Genomic DNA, 17,389 nt, shown 5'->3' with positions numbered 1-17,389 from the left:
TCCCGAGCACTCACGTTTCCGCATGCGTCGGCCTCGGGGCGAGCGGGCCAGCGTAGAGCTAACGCGCTACGCCAGTCCGATGTTACGCGGGATCAGCCAGTGAGTTCGTAGATCCGGACGTGCTGCCAGGAGTGTCGGAGTACCGCAAGCTTGCCGAGGTCCGGCGACACGGGTCCGCCGAACAGATCGGCGTACACCCAGCGCACGTGGTACTGGTCGCGCAGCTTGCGCAGTACGTCGGCAGTCGGCTCGTAGATCGCCTGATTCGTCAGCTCGACGCGGTCCGGCCAGGGCGACGGCTGCTGGTTGTACCGCAGCCCACCGTCACCGTGGTGGGCCATCGCTTGCGACGTGTAGCCCCAGCCTTCGAGGAACGTCCGGCGCCCGGCGATCCCGCTGACGATGTACCCACGCGCATCACACCCCGGCCCTTGCTTGCCCGCCGGGCGACACCAGGTGTTGCTGACGACAACATCCGTCGTCTTGGAGTTCTTCGCCAGCCAGAGCGCGGCGGCTTCCTCGTCCGGATAGACCCACCAGGTAGCCGACGTAAACGTCTGCGCCTGCTTCCCGCCGTTCAAATGCAGATTCTGCTCGAAGGTCCGCGCCGACGGCACCACCAACAACGTCAGCAGCACCAACAACCCACCGAGCCCAGCCACCCGCGGCACCCGCTTCACCAGCAACAACCACACAAACATCAACGCGGCGGTAACTGCGACCACAACAAGCAGCGGCCGGGCGACAAGCGCGACCCGGCGCAGCTGCGAGCCGCTGGGCAGGGCGTCGGTGGTGAGGAGAATGAAGGCGAAGAGTGCACCAAGAAGCACCCCGGCCACGGCAATCCACAGGAGCACCCGGCGCCGCCCCGCCGGTGCACATGACCTGGTGATGGTTGCGGCTAGCCAGCCTGTGGCTGCGAGGCTGAAGGGGACTGCGGAGTGGACGAAGTAGGCCTCGGAGATTGAGGGGTGGTCTACGAGGAGGAAGCCGGCCCAGCCTGCGATCAGGGCTCCGAGCAAGAACCAGGCGATGGGGTCTAGGCGGAGGGTGCGGTTAGCCAGGAGGGCGTAGCCGGTGGCGGCTAGGAGTTGGCCTGTTAGTAGGAGGGCGCACAGGACTAGTACGCCGGCGATGGAGAGTAGGTGGCCGGAGGTTAGGGCGGGGAGGATGAGGCCGCCTTCGCCTGCGGGGGTGGTGTCGCGGGTGGCTGCTGCGTAGCCGCCTTGGGTTTTCAGGACTGCGAGGAACTGGAGTCCTGAGCCGCTGGTGCTGCCGGCGACGGTGACCATCGTGCCGATGGCGGCGGCGACCAGTAGGGAACCGGCGGCTAGGAAGCGGGGTGGTAGGCGGCGGTCGCGGATCAGGAGGAAGAGGGCGGGGAGGCCTACCGCGCCTACCAGGATCGGCAGAGTGGTTGGTTTGGAGCCGCCGCCGACTACCGCGACGGTGAAGGCCAGTAACCACAGGCCCTTGCTGGATTCGCCTTTGAAGAGCAGGTGGATCAGGAAGACGGCTGCCGCGGTACCGGCGACCATGCCGAAGGTTTGGGACGGGCTGAGCAGGCTGAGCGGCGGCGACAGATTTACAGCGGTGTCGATGAAGAGGAACAGTTGCGGGCCGGCCAGCGCGACAGCGGCCAGTACGCCGGTCCACCACGCGCGACTGACCGTCCTGGCCAGCGTGGCGCACACCAGCAGCGCGACGAGCAGTTGCGGCAGCAACCACAACCGGTAGAGCACGATGATCGGTGAGAGCTTGGTGATGTCCACCGCCGCCGCCATGTCGGCATTGGCGAACCAGTGGTACTCCAGCGACTCCCCCGACACCTGCGGCAGCTGCGGCGGTACGGAGCGAGTCAGCTCGTTCAGCATCGACAGGTGGTACAGCAGGTCTTGGTAGTACGACGTGCCGTCCGGCGGCGCCGGGTGGTACTTCATCGCCCCGAGCACCGCCCCGCCGAGCAGTACGGTCGAGGCGATCACCATCCCCCACGTCCACAGCAACGGCAGCGGCTTGGGGTCGTGGATCCGCCAGTACTTCCTGAGCCGCGGCACGGCGGCGAAGGCGACGAGCACGAGCGCCGGCCAGATCATCAGCACGCGTTGCCAGCCCAGCGCGGTGAAGATCGCCCAGCCGGCCAGCTGGTACGTCGCTCCGACGGCTGACCCGAGTCCGAAGTCCTCCGCCCAGTTGCCCGTACTCCGCCAGAGCGCGCGCAGGATCAGGATCCCCGGCAACGCGACCGCCAGAGCGAAGTACAGGCTGTACTTCGCGATCGGCACGACCGGGACGTCGAGGGAGATCAGCGCGAGAACCGTGACGACATACGGAATCAGCCACGGCGCCAGCCGCGGCAGGAAACGCGTCATCTAGCAGAGACCTCATCCAGTGGCTTGTCGATGGTCTCGTGGCCGGGGTCTTCGAGGCTGTCGTAGCCGACCAAGAACTGTGGGCGCCGCTGGCTCGACTGGAACAGGCGGGCGACGTACTCCCCCAGCAACCCGAGGCACAGCAGCTGGATCGCGCCGATGACGCTGACGGCGAGCACGGTCGACGTCCAACCGGGAACGCTGTTGCCGGACAGCTTGATCACCAGCGCGCCGACCGCGAACATCCCGGACAGCAGACCGCCGAGCAACCCGAACCATGTCGCCAGCCGCAGTGGCGCCGCCGAGAACGCGGTCACGCTGTCGAACGCCAGCCGGAACATCTTCGACCAGTTGTACTTCGTCACGCCCGCCGCCCGCTCCGCCCGGACATACGGGACCTCCGCACTCGGAAAGCCGAGCCACGGGATCACCAACCGGAAGACCCGTCCGTCCTCGGGCAGCGAGTTGACCGCGTCGATCACCCGCCGCGAGACGAGCCGGAAGTCCGCCGCGTCGAACGGAATGTCCTTGCCCACCAGGCGACACATCAGCCGGTAATACATCCGCGCCGTCGTCCGCTTCGGCCACGAGTCGCTCGAACGGTCGGAGCGCACGCCGTACACGACGTCGACGTCCTTGTCCCGGGCCGTCGCGAGCAGCTCGGCGATCACCTCCGGCGGATCCTGCAGATCGGCGTCGATGGTGACCAGGTACTTCCCCCTGGCGCGACGGAACCCGGCCGACTGGGCGGCCTGGTGGCCGGAGTTGCGGAGCAGCCGGACGACCCGGAGCTGATGCCAGTCGACCGCCGCTTCGAGCAGCATCGAGGCGGTCGCGTCCCGGCTGCCGTCGTCGACGACGAGCACCTCGTAGCTGATACCGAGGCCGTCCAGCAGGGGGCGCATCCGCTCGAAGAAGATCGGCAGCACCTCTTCCTCGTCGTACATCGGCACGACGACGGAGAGTTCGGGATCCGGCATGTCCGGTGGTCCTCCACGACTGATCTGGCTGAGCCCCGTTCGGGCGGATCGGGCGGCCGGGTGGAAAGTACAGGGGCCGAAACTAGCAGGTCACACCCCGCGGCCACCCATCCCCGTCCGCCTCGCACCGGGCGCGAGGCCGACGCCCAGCCCATCAATCCGCCCCGGTTGGCCCATCGTTGTCCTCAGCACACGCTCGTGCCGCTCCCTGGACTCGACTTGGGCTGGCGATTGATGGGCTGGCGGTCCGCGCCCATCACTCCCCGGGTGGTGGGGGGCGAGCCGACGTGAGGACGAGCGGTAGGCGGGGCGAGGCGGCCGGTCAGCTGGGTGGGGAGACGGCGATGGCGCCGGTGCGGCGGGGGTCGCCTACTGCGAGGAGGCCTTCGGTGGGGTCCCAGAAGGCTGCGGCTACGCCGCCGAAGTACATGGAATGGGGTGGCATCGGGCGGGTGGGGAGGTTTGTGGCGAAGCCGGAGACGGCGAGGTCGTCCTCGTAGTCGACGACGATGTCCTCACGGACGCGGACGTGGAGCCGGGGGTACTCGACTGCCTCTTCGAGCGACAGGCCGCCGTGGGTGTAGAGCGCGTAGACCTGAGCGATCGCGGTCGGGATCCGGTCGGAGCCGGGTGAGCTGATCGCCAGGACGGCGCCATCGCTGTCTCGGCGGGCGACGCTCGGGGCCATGTTGGAGGTGAGCCGGGTGCCGGGGGCGAGGCTGTGGGGGCCGCCGTGCACGAGCTCTTGTTCGCCGAGGGCGTTGTTGAGCCAGATGCCGGTACCGGGGGTCATCACGCCGGAGCCGTAGCCGGACGAGACGGTGATCGCGCAGGCGTCGCCCTCGTCGTCGACCACGGAGACTGTCGCAGTACTGGGTGAGCTGATCGCCCGCAGATCACCGGCGTTGGCGAGGTCGAGCAGCTTCTGGCCTTCGAGCTGGCGAACGTCTTCTTCGTCGAGCTCGGCCAGCCGGCGACCGAGCACCGCGTGCTGTACCTCGATCAGCCGCTCAAGCTCGGCTGGATTCCAAGCACCCTGGCCCGGTACTCCGTCGAGCAGCGCGAGGATCGCGGCCGCCGCGACTCCGCCGACGGCCGGTGGTGGGTTGGTCGCCAGCCGCCAGCCGTTCTGCCGGATCATCAGGGCCGGGCGGACGATCGCCTCGTACGCCGCGAGGTCCTCCGCCGTCAGGATGCCGTCGTTGTCGGCCATGTCGCGGACCAGCAGCTCCGCGAGCGCGCCGGTGTAAAGCGTCTCCGCGCCTTCGCTGGCGATCAGCTCGAGCGCCTCGGCCAGCTCGGGGATCACGACGGTACTGCCCGCCTTGATCACCACGCCGTCGTCGTCATGCACGACGCCGTGGCTCGGTTGATGCCAGCCGAAGATGATCTCGTGGGTGTACCCGAGGTAGTACCCGGAGGTCCGGCTGAGCGAGAACCCGTTGCGCGCGACCTCGATCGCCGGCCGGACCACCTCACTCCAAGGCGCCTTCCCAGACCGCTCGTGCGCAAGCGCCAGCGCCTTCATCCCACCCGGCGTCGCCACGGACCCATGCCCGACAGTGGTCGTCGTACCACCGCCGTACTCCGTGGTGATGTCCCAAACCCCCTGGCCGAACTTGTGCTCCGGCAACCCACGCCCAGGCATCTCCACCCAGCCGTCGATCGTGACCGCGTCGCCACCCTTCACCTGCAAGGTGACAAACCCACCCGAGGCCGGCGACACCACCCCGATCTCATTGACCATCGTCACCAAGGTCGCGGCGATAGCAGCATCAACCGCATTGCCACCCTCGGCAGCCAACCGCACACCCGCATCAGCAGCAGCCTTGTTGGGCGCCGCCACCGCAACCCGCGGATGCCCGCTCATCGTGCACCACCCGCGCGCAGACCTCGTGCGACGTTCGCCTTTCCGTCCGCCCTGTCCTCCGCTGGGACGGCGGAAGACAGCGCGGTGGAGTCGCCGATGGACTGCGCGGCCGGGGGCATCGGGGGTCAGCCGACTCGCTGGACTGCGCCGAAGCGGTCGACGGTCACCTGGACGGCTGCTTGGCGGGCGGCGCTTACTTCGGTTTCGGTGAGGGTTCGGTCGTGGGCGCGGAAACGGAGGGCGAAGGCGAGCGACTTCTTGCCTTCGCCGATCTGCTCGCCGGTGTAGAGGTCGAAGAGCCGGATCGACTCCAGCAGCTCCCCCGCACCTTCGACCAGCGCCGCCTCGACGTCCGCCGCGGCGACCTCGGCCCCGACGATCAGCGCGACGTCTTCCTTCGCGACCGGGTACGACGAGAACGGGTGCGCCGTCACCGACGCCGGAGCCGCGGCCATCAAAGCGTCGAGATCCAACTCGACCGCACCGGACCGGGCCGGCAGCCCGAACGCCTGACACACCTTCGGGTGCAGCTCACCGGCATGACCGATGACCTTGCCACCGACCGACACCTCGGCACACCGACCCGGATGCCACGGCGCCAGCTCGACGTTCCGCAGTACCGGCTCGACACCGACGACAGCGGCAACCGACCGAGCAACCTGTACCGCGTCCGCCCAGCTCGCGGGCCGGCCCTTACCCCACCAACCGGTCGGCGTGCGCAAACCGGTCAGCACGACGCCGAGGTGGAGCGGCTGACTCGGCAGCGCGTCGTACAGCGCCTGGATCTCCGCATCGCTGGGACGCTGCGCGACGGACGGCAGCGGCGCGGGCTTCGACTCCGGCCGGGGCAGGAACACCAGCCCGGTCTGGAAGATCGCCAGATCAGTAGCACCGCGACCGACGTTGCGCTCAGCGGTCCGGAGCAGGGTCGGCAGCAACATCGTCTGCATCGACGGCTCTTCGTCCGAGATCGGGTTGGCCAACTTCACCGTCGTACGCCGGACGTCGTCAGCAGGCAGCCCCATCGCATCGAAGTCTGCGTCGCCCGTGAACGGGTAAGACACAACCTCGGTCAGCCCTGCCCCAACCAGCGCAGTGGCAATCCGCCGCCGACGCTGCTGCGAGGCGGTCAGCCCCTTGCCGCCGGGCGCCTTCGGCAGTACGGACGGAACGTTGTCGAACCCGAACAGCCGAATGACCTCTTCGGCGTAGTCGTTGGGGTCCCGCAGATCCGGCCGCCACGACGGCGGCGTCAGCATGAGCAACGCCCCGCCGGTGCCCGCACCGGTTGTCGCGGCGCCTGCGTTTGCTTCGGCGGTGCTTGCGTCGCCGATGGCGAGGGGGGCGCCGCTCAGCGCGACCGCCTCGGCGAGCATGCTCGCCCCAGCGGCGGTGCCGGCCGTGCCGCTTTCGTTGCCTTCGACAACTTCGCAGCCCACCGCGCGGAGGTGGCGGATCGTCTCCTCCAGCGAGATCGGTGCGCCGGCGACCCGGGCCGCGTGGTCGGCGCGGATCGTCACGCGCTTGGGCAGCAGGTGGGTGTCGATGACGGTTTCGTCGGGCTGGATGGTGCCGCCGGCAAGCTCGGCCAGCAGGTCGGCGACGCGTTGGGCTGCGTACCGGGGAAGCTGCGGGTCGACCTCGCGCTCGAAGCGGCGGGAGGCCTCGGAGGAGAGTCTGTGGCGGCGCGACGAGCGGGCGATCACGATCGGGTCGAAGTGCGCCGCCTCGATCACGACGTCGGTGGTCGACGCGGAGATCTCGGTGGACGCGCCACCCATCACGCCGGCGATACCGATCGGGCCGGAGTCGTCGGTGATCAGCAGGTCCTCGGCGTCCAGCTCGCGGGTCTGATCGTCGAGCGTCATCAGCTTCTCGCCGGCCGCTGCCCGGCGTACGACGATCTCGCCGGTCAGCCGGGCCTTGTCGTAGCCGTGGATCGGCTGACCCAGCTCGAGCATCACGTAGTTGGTGACGTCGACGCCGATCGAGATCGGGCGCATACCCGACATGACCAGCCGCTGCTGCAGCCAGCGCGGCGACGGCGCCGCCGGGTCGATACCGGTGACCGTGCGCGTCACGAAGACGCTGCAGGCCTCAGCGTCGTCGACCCGCACCGGGTAGCCCCCGGATTGCGTGCCGGTGACGGTCAGCGCGGCCGGGTCCTTCAGCTCAACGCCGTACGCCGTGGCTGCCTCGCGCGCGACTCCACGGATCGACAGGCAGTACCCGCGGTCCGGGGTGACCGCGATGTCGAGCACGTCGTCGCGCAGGCCGAGCAGCTCGATCGCGTCGGTACCGACCTCGGCCTCGCCTGGCTCCAGTACGACGATGCCGCCCGTGCCGTCGTCGCCCAGACCGAGCTCCGACGACGAGCAGATCATCCCGCTGGACACGTGCCCATAGGTCTTGCGCGCGGAGATCGCGAACCCGCCCGGCAGCACGGCACCCGGGAGTACGACGACGACCAGGTCGCCGACCTCGAAGTTGCTCGCGCCGCAGACGACCCATTGCGGCTCGTCGTTGCCGATGTCGAGCGAGCACCAGCGGACGGTCTTGCCGTTCTTCTGCGGTTCCGGCTCGTAGCTGAGCACCTTGCCGACGACGAGCGGACCGGTCAGGCCGCCGCCCGCCTCGTCGACGGTCTCCACCTCGAGGCCGGCGCGGACCAGCTTCTCGCCGACGTCGCGACCGGTGACGCCGGCCGGCAGCTCGACGTACTCACGAAGCCATGACAGTGGGACCCGCATCAGATCTCCATCCCGAACTGGCGGCTGAACCGCACATCACCCTCGACCATGTCGCGCATGTCCTCGACGCCGTTGCGGAACATCAACGTCCGCTCCAGCCCCATTCCGAACGCGAATCCGGAGTACCGGTCGGTGTCGATCCCGCAGGCCTGCAGCACGCGCGGGTTCACGACACCGCAGCCGCCCCACTCGATCCAGCCCTCGCTGCCACACGTCCGGCACGGGCGGTCGGGGTTGCCGACCGACGCGCCGCGGCAGACGAAGCACTTGAGGTCGACCTCGGCCGACGGCTCGGTGAACGGGAAGAAGTTCGGCCGCAGGCGCGCTTCGAGCCCCTCGCCGAACATCGAGACGACGAAGTGGTCGAGGGTGCCCTTGAGGTGCGCGAGCGTGATGCCTTCGTCCACCACCAGGCCCTCGACCTGGTAGAAGACCGGCGTGTGCGTCGCGTCCAGCTCGTCGGTGCGGAACACCCGGCCGGGGCAGATCACGTAGATCGGCGGCTTGCGGGTGAGCATGGATCGCGCCTGGACGGGCGACGTGTGCGTACGTAGTACCGTGCCGGAACCGGGCGGGTCGATGAAGAACGTGTCCTGCATCTGCCGGGCCGGGTGGTCGGGCTGGAAGTTCAGCGCGTCGAAGTTCAGCCACTCGGCCTCGACCTCGGGTCCCTCGGCGACGTCCCAGCCGAGCGCGGTGAACACGTCCGCGACCTGCTCGGAGATCAGGCTCAGCGGGTGCCGCGCGCCGAGCTCCGGGCTGTGCCACGGCAGCGTCACGTCGACGCGCTCGGTGGCGAGCATCCGCTCCTCGTGCTCAGCCTCCAGTACGGCGAGCCGGCCCGCGAACGCGTCGTTGATCGCCTTCCGAGCCGACCCGATCCGCTGCCCGGCCTCCTTGCGCCCCTGCGGCGGCAGCGCACCGATCTCCCGGTTGGCCAGCGCGATCGGCGACCGCTCCCCGAGGTGGGCGACCTTCGCCTCCTGCAGCGCGCTCAGATCCCCCGCCTTCGCGAAGGCGTCCAGAGCCTCATCGCGCGTCCGTTCGACCTCGTCGGCATGCAAGGGTGTGACCTCGACGGGGTCATAATTCTGGTTCGGACCGGACATGGCTCTCTTCCCGGGGTAGCTGATACCTGAAACTGCTCAAAGCAGTCTAGGAACCCCAAGCCCCCGAGCGTGAATCGGTCGTCCACAACCACTCCCCCGCAGCCTCGGGAATTACTGGTGGAGGCCGAACCAGGGTCCTTTGGCGCGTTCTCGGTGTAGGACTTCCTGGTCGCCTGGGTCGGCTACTTGGGCGGTCAGGTCGGTGGCGCGGGCTAGTTCGAGTCGGGCGGCTTCGAATGAGCCGGTGGCGGCTAGGGAGCGGGCTAGGGCTTCTCGGGCGAAGGGTTCGTCCCAGTCGGCCATCAAGGTGGGGTGGGCCAGGACCAGGGAGAGGCAGCGTTGGGCGTGTTCCAGGCCTAGGGCGGCGCGGCCGATGCGGAGGGCTGCTCTTGCGATCATGTACTCGCCTCGGGCGTGGTTGGCCTCATTGCCGGCTTCCAGCCAGTGCAGGCAGGCGGCGTACGCGCCGTAGAGGAGGCGCTCCTGGTCGGCCAGGGGGCTGGTTTCGTCGATCTGGTCCATCAGGTCCCAGGTCTCGTTGTTGAGTTCTACGCCGAAGTAGCGGTGGAGTTCGCGGCCTTCGACCAGTTCGGAGGCGACCTTCTCCATCAGTTCGGGCCAGCTGGGCATGCCGTGTTCGCGGGCGATGGTGAGCTGGGCGTCGCGCAAGGTGAAGGTGCCCGGGTCGACTGCGTTTCGCCGGTACTCCGGGTGGTGCGCCCGGACTCGGGCGATCGCGTCCGGGCGGGCCTTGGCGACGGCCTTGCGGAGGTCCTTCGCGCGGGTGCGGAGCTGGCTGAGGCTCGCCTTGGCGGGCAGTTCGGTGGTCATCGACTGATCCTTCCGGGCAGCCTGCTCCGCTGAACCAGGCCGTCCCGAAGGGTTCGTCGGCCATCGCTCACAACCACATGATCCCAGGTGCACTCGGTGCTTGCCGCGGAGAAGAGGCGCCCTGGCGCGCGCTGCGGCCTACGCTGACACGCCTTGCTCCTCCGCGTCAATCTGCACCGGGTCGGTACGCCGGCGAGGCAGCACGACCAGAGCCACCACGGCACCAGCAGCGGCGCCCACCAACCCAACCGTCATGGCGATGGACATCGCGTCGGTGAAGGCAGTGCGGGCGGCCGAAGCGAAGCCTGGGCCGAGTGCGAAGGTTTCGGCGATGGAGCTTCGAGCGGTGGCAGGGATCGAGTCTGGGAGGGCTGCTGTGTACGCCGCCGCCAGCACACTCCCCAGTACGGCGACTGACAACGCCGCCCCCGTCTGCTGCACGGTGTCGTTCATCGCCGACCCGACGCCACGATGCTCCGCCGGTACCGCCTGCATGAGCAGCGTGTACGCCGCCGGCCCGGCCAGCCCGCCGCCGACCCCCATCACCAGCAGTCCCACGATCAGCAACCCGTACCCCGTCGAAGCGCTGATCTGCGTCAGGATCCCGAAGCTCACCGCGATCACCGCGAGCCCGATCACGATCAGCGTCCGGTCAGCCAGCTTCTTGCCCAGCGTGGCCCCCAACCCGTTGAACACCGTCGCGGCCACGGCGTACGGAATCAGCGCCAACCCGGCCTTCAGTGGGCTGTACCCGAGTACGAACTGCAGGTACTGCGTCAGCGCCAGCAGCAACCCACCCGCGGTGAACGACAGCAGCACGATCGAGAAGCTCGTCCCACTGAAGTTGCGATCCCGGAAGAGCCCCAGCGGCACCATCGGATGCGCACTCCGCTTCTCCCACAAGGCAAAACCGAGCAGCCCCACGACCCCTGCCGACAACCCACCCAGCACCCGGGCAGAACCGAACCCAGCCGAAGGAATCGAGATGATCGCCCAAACCACAGCGCCCATCCCGACGATCGAGAGCAAAGCACCGACCGGATCCACGGCCCGCGCCGGACCGCGCGACTCAGGAACGAAGGCCAGCGTCCCCACGATCGCGACCACCGCGATCGGCACGTTCAGCCAGAAGATCGAACCCCACCAGAAATGGTTCAGCAGTACGCCGCCAACGGTCGGCCCGGCCACCACCCCGAGCATCGCGACCGCCGACCAGCCGGCCATCGCCTTCCGCTGCTCCTCCGGCGGGAACACGGTGAACAGCAGCGACAACGTGCTTGGCATCAACAGCGATCCCCCGACGCCCATCAGCCCGCGACAAGCGATCAACTGCCAGGGACTCCCGGCAAAAGTAGCGAGTAGCGACGCCGCCCCGAAGAGCACCAGACCGACCAGGAGCAATTTCCGCCGCCCGAACCGGTCGGACAGGCTTCCGGCCGTCAGCAGCAGCCCGGCGAACGCCAGGATGTAGGCGTCGATGACCCATTGGATGTCGGCCGGCGTCGCGCCCAGATCGCGCATCAGCGACGGGATCGCCAGGTTGAGCACGGTGTTGTCGACCACCAGAACCATCAGGCTCAGGCAGAGAATCAGCAGGATCCACCAGCGGCGCGGGTGTCCCGGAGCGGTTGACTCGAACGCTGTACTAGTCACTCGCACACTGTACGACAGACTCGTACGCCGTACCAGCGCGAGCTAGGATCACCCCATGGACTCGATCTGGACCCGCGAACGGCCGGCCCCCGCACGCGAGACGCTCAGTCGGGCCCAGATCGTCCATGCCGCGATCACCCTGCTCGACGCCGAAGGGCTCCAAGGCCTGAGCATGCGCAAGCTCGCGGCCAGACTCGACTCAGGCGCGACCAGCCTCTACTGGCACGTCCAGACCAAGGACGACCTGATCGAGCTGGTCATCGACGAGGTCTACGGCGAGGTCGACCTGCCGGAACCCGAGCTGGCCGGCTGGCGTCCCGGCGCGATCCTGTTCGCCCACAGCCTCCGCGCGGCGATCATGCACCACACCTGGCTACCCGAGGTCGTCTACACCCGGCCGAGCCTCGGCCCCAAGGCGATGTCACTCGGCGAGCGTGGACGGGTTCTGTTCGGCGCCGCCGGATTCGCCGACCGTGAGATCGACTACGCGATGGGCGCGGTGATGTCGTACGTGATCGGCGCCGCCCGCCGCGCCGGCGACATGATGCAGAACGAAGCCTTCGCCTTCGGCCTCGACAGCCTGCTCGACGGCCTCGACGCCCGCCTGAAGAAGTAGGTCGCCTGAAGAAGCAGGCGGGCTAGCCCAGGTAGATCGGGTTGGTCCAGGCCCGGCCGCCGGTGGCATCCTCGATGGTGATGCGGCAGTGGCTGCCGCGGAAGAGCGCGAGTGGGAGCGAGCAATCGGTCAGATCGGTGCCCTGGGCAACCTCTGCGCCGGGGTGGCCGCCGCTCAGCAGGATTTTCGTCGCGGGTGAGCAGTGGACCAGGACCACATCGCCTTCGATCCGTACGTCATACAGGTCGGGGCCGGTGCTGGAGTAGAAGTGGCCGGCCTTCAGCGCGGTCAGGAGTGCGTCCGGCTCGAGAGCTTCCGCGCGAACCTGGACCCAGGCCTGACACGGCGGCGGGTCCTGCGGTTGGAGGTGCGCGTCGTCGGCGGCGTACGTCGTGAGTCGGTGGCCGCGGTTCAGCAGAACGTCCGTGAGGTGCCAACTGTCGCCACGGTTCTCCCGGTCGGCGAGGGCGTTGTAGACCTCGACCGAGTGAGCCGCGTCCAGGCTCTCGGCGTCGGCTGCTGACAGCAGCGAGGCCGACGGATGCGCCATCCCGATGAACGCCCCGGCCGCCCGGGCCCGGCGCGCGAGCGATGGCCCCGTCTCCGCCTTCCCCGGCGGCTCGAAATCCAGCGGGAGGCCGACCGCCACGATGTGCCAGGACTGTCCCGCCTCGGTACGAGGCGCGTGCAACTCGGCGCCGATCAGCGTGGTGAATCCCTCCGACCGCAACATCCGCGTGTCAGTCACCGGGAAGCCGTACTCCGGCCGGAAGTGGTCGGTGATCGCCACGAAGTCGTAGCCGGCGTCGCGGTAGACTCGCGCGGTCTCGGCCGGCGACAGCGCTCCGTCGGAAACGTTCGAGTGGGTATGCAGATTCCCCCGCCAGAACCGTCCCGGGAGCCCGAACGGCAGCCCGGTCATCGACGCTGGGCGCGGGCGGAGGCGTACAGGCAGACGGCCGCCGCCGTCGCCAGGTTGAGGGACTCGGCGCGGCCGTAGATCGGCACCTTCACCGAGCGGTCGACGATGGCGTCGAAACCGTCGGGCAGGCCGTGCGCCTCGTTGCCGAACAGCCAGACGGACGGTTTGGCCAGCGTGCCGTCGTCGATGCACTCATCGAGGTCGGAGGAGCCGTAGCCGTCGGCGGCCAGGACCTGCAGGCCTTGGTCTCGCCAGGACTTGGCGGCCGTGACGATGTCGGCCTCGACCGTGATCGGGAGATGGAAAAGGCTGCCGACGCTGGCGCGGACGGCCTTCGGGTTGTGGGGGTCGACCGACTCGGCCGACAGTACGACGGCATCCGCGCCGGCCGCGTCCGCCGTACGGATCAGCGTGCCGACGTTGCCCGGGTCGCGGACCTGGACGCCGACCGCGACCAGCCGCGCTGTGCTCAGTACGGCGTCGGACAGCGGTACGTCGACCAGCTGGCAGACCGCGACAACGCCTTGCGACGTGACGGTCTCGCTCAACGCCTCGATCGCGGCGCGGTTGACGTCGTACCACGGGACGTCAGCGATCTGGGCGAGATCACGCAGGTCGCGGTGCCGGGTGGCGACGTCGGGCTCGGCGTACACCTCGACCACCAGTTCGCGGTGCTCGAGCGCCTCGCGGACAGCCTGGGGTCCTTCGGCCAGGAAGCGGCCGGTCTTGCGGCGGAACGCGCGAGTGGCGAGCCTCCGGGCCTGTTTGATCCGCACGGATTGCGCGGTCAGCAGACCTGGGCTCGCCACTCGGGGTGCTATCGGAGGGATGACGCGGCTCAGGCCGCGGCGTCGCTCTTGGCGTTGACGTCGGCCGGCAGAGCAGCCTTCGCCAGCGCGACCAGCGCCGAGAACGCCGGCGCGTCGTTGACGGCCAGGTCGGCGAGGATCTTGCGGTCGACCTCGATCTCGGCCAGGCGAAGACCCTGGATGAGACGGTTGTAGGTCAGGCCTTCGGCGCGGGCCGCCGCGTTGATCCGCTGGATCCACAGCTTGCGGAAGTCACCCTTGCGCGCCTTGCGGTCACGGTAGGCGTAGACGAGCGAGTGGGTGACCTGCTCCTTGGCCTTGCGGTACAGCCGCGAGCGCTGGCCGCGGTAACCGCTGGCCTGCTCGAGGACGACGCGACGCTTCTTGTGGGCGTTGACTGCCCGCTTCACGCGTGCCATGAGGTGTTACTCCTTGTATCTGCGCCGAGAAGGTGGTCCACCCGGCGGGGGTGTTCGGGGTGGGAAGGACTTCAGATGCCGAGCAGCTTCTTGGCCTTCTTGACGTGCGACGAAGCAACCTCAACGGTGCCCGACAGGCGGCGCTTGCGCTTGGTCGACTTCGCCTCGGCGAGGTGACGCTTGCCGGTCTGCTCGCGACGCAGCTTGCCCGAACCGGTCACCCGGACGCGCTTCTTCATCCCCGAGTGGGTCTTCATCTTCGGCATGGCTATGTACTCCTGGTTTTCTTCGTTGACTCGATCGGGGGTGAAGGCTCCGGTCTCGCGACCGGAGCGTCATGTCACTCCGGGTCGAGGTTGTCTGCCGGACCCTTCGGCTTCTTGGTGGCGCCGGCGGCCTTCTCGGCCTCGTAGGCCTTCAGCTGCTCGGCTCGCTCCAGCCGCTCGGCTTCGAGCTCGGCCTCGTGCTCGGCCTGCTTCTTGGCCTTCTCGGCTTCCACGTCCACGCGCGCCTCGGACTTCTTCTTGTGCGGTCCGAGCACCATGATCATGTTCCGGCCGTCCTGACGCGGCGACGACTCGACGAAGCCGAGCTCGCTGACGTCCTCGGCCAGCCGCTGCAGCAGCCGGAACCCCAGCTCGGGGCGGGACTGCTCACGACCGCGGAACATGATGGTGATCTTGACCTTGTCACCGGCACGGAGGAAGCGGACGACGTGACCCTTTTTGGTCTCGTAGTCGTGCGGGTCGATCTTCGGCCGCAGCTTCATCTCTTTGATGACGGTGTTGGTCTGGTTCCGGCGAGACTCGCGCGCCTTCTGCGCGGTCTCGTACTTGTACTTGCCGAAATCCATCAGCTTGCAGACCGGCGGGCGTGCCGTGGCCGCAACCTCGACCAGGTCGAGATCGGCTTCCTGTGCCAACCGAAGTGCGTCCTCGATCCGGACGATGCCTACCTGCTCACCGTTCGGTCCGACCAGGCGCACCTCAGGAACGCGGATGCGCTCGTTGACGCGCAGTTCAATGGTGATGGGTCCTCCTGGGTTGTTCGTTTACTGGGTACCACCTCGTGTCCGCACCGGGGCCGGAACAGCAAAAAGGCCCTCGTGCGTCCACACGAAGGCCCAATTCCCAGATCGACGGCTCCGCAACCCCGTTGCCGGGAACACGAGCCGTACAATTCGCCGCGATTCCCCGGCCGGAGCCTTGGAACCTCGACGTGACCGGGACCCGCCGACTCTTCGTCGACTGGGTGGGAGGTGGCCCTCCGCTTAGACTCGAACCGTTGGCAGCCCTTGAGTATTCCGCTCAGGGGTCACCGTCGGACCGGGTCGGTCGCCATGTAAGAGTAACAGCATGAGCGACCAAGTCTCCACTCCACCTGCAACCACCCCCGAACCGCCCGCTGAGGAGCAGTCCACGGTGGATCCGTTGTCGACGGTATCGCGGGACATCGCCGAGGTGCCGAGCGTGGAGATCATCTCGACCGCCGCCCTGCACCTGATGAGCGCCGCCGCGGTCCACCTCGGCCTGGCCGAGGACCTGCCCGAGCACCGCGATCTCGACGAGGCCCGGTCCCTGATCGACTCGCTGGCCGGCCTGCTCGACGCGGCAGCGCCGTCGCTGGGCCACCACCACGCAGCTCCCCTGCGCGACGGCCTCCGCTCGCTGCAGCTGGCCTTCCAGGAGGCCTCGACCATCCCCGACGAGCCCGGCGCGGGCCCCGGCGAGAAGTACACCGGCGCCGTCCACCCGGCCGCCGCTTCCCGCCCGCAGTACACCCGCCCCCTCCCAGTCGAGGATGTGCCGACCGACAGGTAGTGCACTCCGATACGCCGTACACAGGCTGACCGCCCACGCTCAAGTGCACTACCGCGCGTCGAGGACGTCCTATCGATCGGCACGGAAGGCTAGTGCGGGCGCACCTGGGAGAAGAAGTCCAGGATGCCCTGCGGACTGTCCGGCGCGAAGGAGATCAGCAGGTTGTCGGCCGACCCCTGGGCCGCTGACTCGCTGCGCGGGAACAGATCCGCCTCGTACTCCGCCAGCGCCGTCTCCCGATCGGCGTTGCGGGCGATCGCCTCGGCCAGCTCCGCACCGTCGAGCATCGCGAGGTTGGCGCCCTCACCGGCGAAGGGCGACATCACGTGAGCAGCGTCGCCGAGCAGCGTGACTCCAGGAACCCGATCCCAGCGATGACCGATCGGCAGCGCGTGGATCGGGCGGCCGACCAACTCCGTGTCCGCCTCAGTGACCAGCGCGCGCAGGTCATCGCTCCAGCCTTCGAAGTTCTCCAGCAGGGTGAGCTTGGCTTTCTCCGTGTCCGTGAAGTCGATCGCGGTCGACCAGTCGGCCGGGACCATCAGCGCGGAGTAGATGTGCAGCGACCCGTCGGTCTCGCGGTGAGCGAGGAAGCCACGGCTGTCACCGAGCGCCATCATCATGCCCGGGCCGACCAGTGCGGCAGCCGCCGGATGACGCTCGTCGGCCTCTTCGAGGCTGAACTCGACAAAGGACAAACCGGTGTAGACAGGCACGGCATCCGACACCAGCGGCCGCACCCGCGACCAGGCGCCGTCCGCACCGATCAGCAGGTCGGTGGTGAAACTGTTGCCATCGGCAAGCGTCACCTCATGCCGTCCGTCGCCGAGCGCCCGCATCCCGGTCGCCTTCGCGCCCCAATGCACCGCCTCAGAAGGCAGCGAGTCGAGCAGCAGGTCGCGCAGGTCGCGCCGGTTGATCTCGGGGCGATCGCCCGCATCACCCTCGTCGGCGTCATCGTCGCTGGCAAGCCGGACGGTGCCCTGGCTGTCGAGGATGCGCATCGCCTGCCCGCCTTGATGAACAAGCGTGCGGAACTCGTCGTACAGGCCGGCCGCTCGCAGTGCTGCTTGGCCGGACTCGACATGCATGTCGAGCATGCCGCCCTGGCCGCGGGCAGTGGCCGAGGCGTCCAGGTCGAAGACAGCGGACTCGATGCCGTTGACGTGCAGGACACGGGCGAGCGTGAGCCCGCCGAGCCCCGCGCCGATGATCGCGATCGGGTAGTGGGTGGTCAT

The 17,389-nt window shown here is 68.5% G+C and carries 15 protein-coding genes; 2 read left to right on the top strand and 13 right to left on the bottom strand.

What is annotated here, in order from left to right; all coding sequences use genetic code 11:
- Positions 1 to 92 precede the first annotated feature (92 nt).
- From ABD116_RS03860 to ABD116_RS03830, 7 genes are all read right to left on the bottom strand, one after another.
- Entirely contained in the window at positions 93 to 2,372 is a 2,280-nt protein-coding gene (locus ABD116_RS03860) for a DUF2339 domain-containing protein (RefSeq protein ID WP_343964843.1), read from the bottom strand.
- Positions 2,369 to 3,352, bottom strand: coding sequence for a glycosyltransferase family 2 protein (locus tag ABD116_RS03855; protein ID WP_343964841.1), 984 nt, complete (start codon positions 3,350 to 3,352; stop codon positions 2,369 to 2,371). Before ABD116_RS03855 ends, ABD116_RS03860 begins: the two co-directional genes overlap by 4 nt.
- A gap of 322 nt (positions 3,353 to 3,674) precedes the next feature.
- Entirely contained in the window at positions 3,675 to 5,222 is a 1,548-nt protein-coding gene (locus ABD116_RS03850; protein ID WP_343964839.1) for a gamma-glutamyltransferase, read from the bottom strand.
- 125 nt (positions 5,223 to 5,347) lie between these two features.
- The gene (gene pheT, locus ABD116_RS03845) at positions 5,348 to 7,972 is read right to left on the bottom strand and encodes a phenylalanine--tRNA ligase subunit beta (RefSeq protein ID WP_343964837.1); all 2,625 of its coding nucleotides are present in this window, start codon (positions 7,970 to 7,972) and stop codon (positions 5,348 to 5,350) included.
- Complete coding sequence (gene pheS, locus ABD116_RS03840) at positions 7,972 to 9,081, bottom strand: phenylalanine--tRNA ligase subunit alpha (RefSeq protein ID WP_343964835.1); 1,110 nt, start codon at positions 9,079 to 9,081, stop codon at positions 7,972 to 7,974. The genes pheT and pheS overlap by 1 nt, the downstream gene beginning before the upstream one ends.
- Positions 9,082 to 9,192: 111 nt before the next feature.
- Entirely contained in the window at positions 9,193 to 9,912 is a 720-nt protein-coding gene (locus ABD116_RS03835) for a hypothetical protein (RefSeq protein WP_343964833.1), read from the bottom strand.
- A 138-nt stretch (positions 9,913 to 10,050) separates the two neighbouring features.
- Positions 10,051 to 11,565, bottom strand: coding sequence for an MFS transporter (locus ABD116_RS03830; RefSeq protein WP_343964831.1), 1,515 nt, complete (start codon positions 11,563 to 11,565; stop codon positions 10,051 to 10,053).
- Between the two features lie 55 nt (positions 11,566 to 11,620).
- Here ABD116_RS03830 and ABD116_RS03825 point away from each other — a divergent pair, with 55 nt between their 5' ends.
- The gene (locus tag ABD116_RS03825; RefSeq protein WP_343964829.1) at positions 11,621 to 12,181 is read left to right on the top strand and encodes a TetR/AcrR family transcriptional regulator C-terminal domain-containing protein; all 561 of its coding nucleotides are present in this window, start codon (positions 11,621 to 11,623) and stop codon (positions 12,179 to 12,181) included.
- A 22-nt stretch (positions 12,182 to 12,203) separates the two neighbouring features.
- Here the strand turns inward: ABD116_RS03825 and ABD116_RS03820 are convergent, their stop codons facing one another.
- From ABD116_RS03820 to infC, 5 genes are all read right to left on the bottom strand, one after another.
- Positions 12,204 to 13,103: a CehA/McbA family metallohydrolase gene (locus ABD116_RS03820; protein WP_343964827.1), complete on the bottom strand. Its 900-nt coding sequence runs from the start codon at positions 13,101 to 13,103 to the stop codon at positions 12,204 to 12,206.
- Positions 13,100 to 13,912 (bottom strand): TrmH family RNA methyltransferase, encoded by an 813-nt coding sequence (locus ABD116_RS03815; RefSeq protein WP_343964825.1) that lies wholly within the window; start codon positions 13,910 to 13,912, stop codon positions 13,100 to 13,102. The genes ABD116_RS03820 and ABD116_RS03815 overlap by 4 nt, the downstream gene beginning before the upstream one ends.
- 29 nt (positions 13,913 to 13,941) lie before the next feature.
- A complete protein-coding gene (gene rplT, locus ABD116_RS03810) occupies positions 13,942 to 14,331 on the bottom strand; it encodes a 50S ribosomal protein L20 (RefSeq protein WP_328327138.1) in 390 nt (129 codons plus the stop codon).
- Between the two features lie 71 nt (positions 14,332 to 14,402).
- Positions 14,403 to 14,597, bottom strand: coding sequence for a 50S ribosomal protein L35 (gene rpmI / locus ABD116_RS03805; protein WP_328327140.1), 195 nt, complete (start codon positions 14,595 to 14,597; stop codon positions 14,403 to 14,405).
- A 74-nt stretch (positions 14,598 to 14,671) separates the two neighbouring features.
- Complete coding sequence (gene infC / locus ABD116_RS03800; protein WP_343964881.1) at positions 14,672 to 15,361, bottom strand: translation initiation factor IF-3; 690 nt, start codon at positions 15,359 to 15,361, stop codon at positions 14,672 to 14,674.
- A 325-nt stretch (positions 15,362 to 15,686) separates the two neighbouring features.
- Here infC and ABD116_RS03795 point away from each other — a divergent pair, with 325 nt between their 5' ends.
- On the top strand, positions 15,687 to 16,151 hold the full coding sequence (locus ABD116_RS03795) for a DUF1844 domain-containing protein (protein ID WP_343964822.1): 465 nt from the start codon (positions 15,687 to 15,689) through the stop codon (positions 16,149 to 16,151).
- Positions 16,152 to 16,240: 89 nt separating this feature from the next.
- Here ABD116_RS03795 and ABD116_RS03790 read toward each other — a convergent pair whose 3' ends face one another.
- On the bottom strand, positions 16,241 to 17,389 hold the full coding sequence (locus tag ABD116_RS03790; protein WP_343964820.1) for an FAD-dependent oxidoreductase: 1,149 nt from the start codon (positions 17,387 to 17,389) through the stop codon (positions 16,241 to 16,243).

This window comes from Kribbella koreensis (assembly GCF_039525325.1).
Taxonomy (GTDB): domain Bacteria; phylum Actinomycetota; class Actinomycetes; order Propionibacteriales; family Kribbellaceae; genus Kribbella; species Kribbella koreensis.
Note: the sequence above shows the minus strand (reverse complement) of the source record. Positions and strands in the feature narration are given on the sequence as shown.

Excerpts from the sequence above, each read along its gene's own strand:
- pheS (WP_343964835.1), bottom strand. The coding sequence starts at position 9,081 with ATGTCCGGTCCGAACCAGAATTATGACCCCGTCGAGGTCACACCCTTG.
- ABD116_RS03795 (WP_343964822.1), top strand. The coding sequence starts at position 15,687 with ATGAGCGACCAAGTCTCCACTCCACCTGCAACCACCCCCGAACCGCCC.
- pheT (WP_343964837.1), bottom strand. The coding sequence starts at position 7,972 with ATGCGGGTCCCACTGTCATGGCTTCGTGAGTACGTCGAGCTGCCGGCC.
- ABD116_RS03820 (WP_343964827.1), bottom strand. The coding sequence starts at position 13,103 with ATGACCGGGCTGCCGTTCGGGCTCCCGGGACGGTTCTGGCGGGGGAAT.
- ABD116_RS03850 (WP_343964839.1), bottom strand. The coding sequence starts at position 5,222 with ATGAGCGGGCATCCGCGGGTTGCGGTGGCGGCGCCCAACAAGGCTGCT.
- ABD116_RS03790 (WP_343964820.1), bottom strand. The coding sequence starts at position 17,389 with ATGACCACCCACTACCCGATCGCGATCATCGGCGCGGGGCTCGGCGGG.
- rplT (WP_328327138.1), bottom strand. The coding sequence starts at position 14,331 with ATGGCACGCGTGAAGCGGGCAGTCAACGCCCACAAGAAGCGTCGCGTC.
- ABD116_RS03860 (WP_343964843.1), bottom strand. The coding sequence starts at position 2,372 with ATGACGCGTTTCCTGCCGCGGCTGGCGCCGTGGCTGATTCCGTATGTC.
- ABD116_RS03835 (WP_343964833.1), bottom strand. The coding sequence starts at position 9,912 with ATGACCACCGAACTGCCCGCCAAGGCGAGCCTCAGCCAGCTCCGCACC.
- ABD116_RS03855 (WP_343964841.1), bottom strand. The coding sequence starts at position 3,352 with ATGCCGGATCCCGAACTCTCCGTCGTCGTGCCGATGTACGACGAGGAA.
- ABD116_RS03825 (WP_343964829.1), top strand. The coding sequence starts at position 11,621 with ATGGACTCGATCTGGACCCGCGAACGGCCGGCCCCCGCACGCGAGACG.
- rpmI (WP_328327140.1), bottom strand. The coding sequence starts at position 14,597 with ATGCCGAAGATGAAGACCCACTCGGGGATGAAGAAGCGCGTCCGGGTG.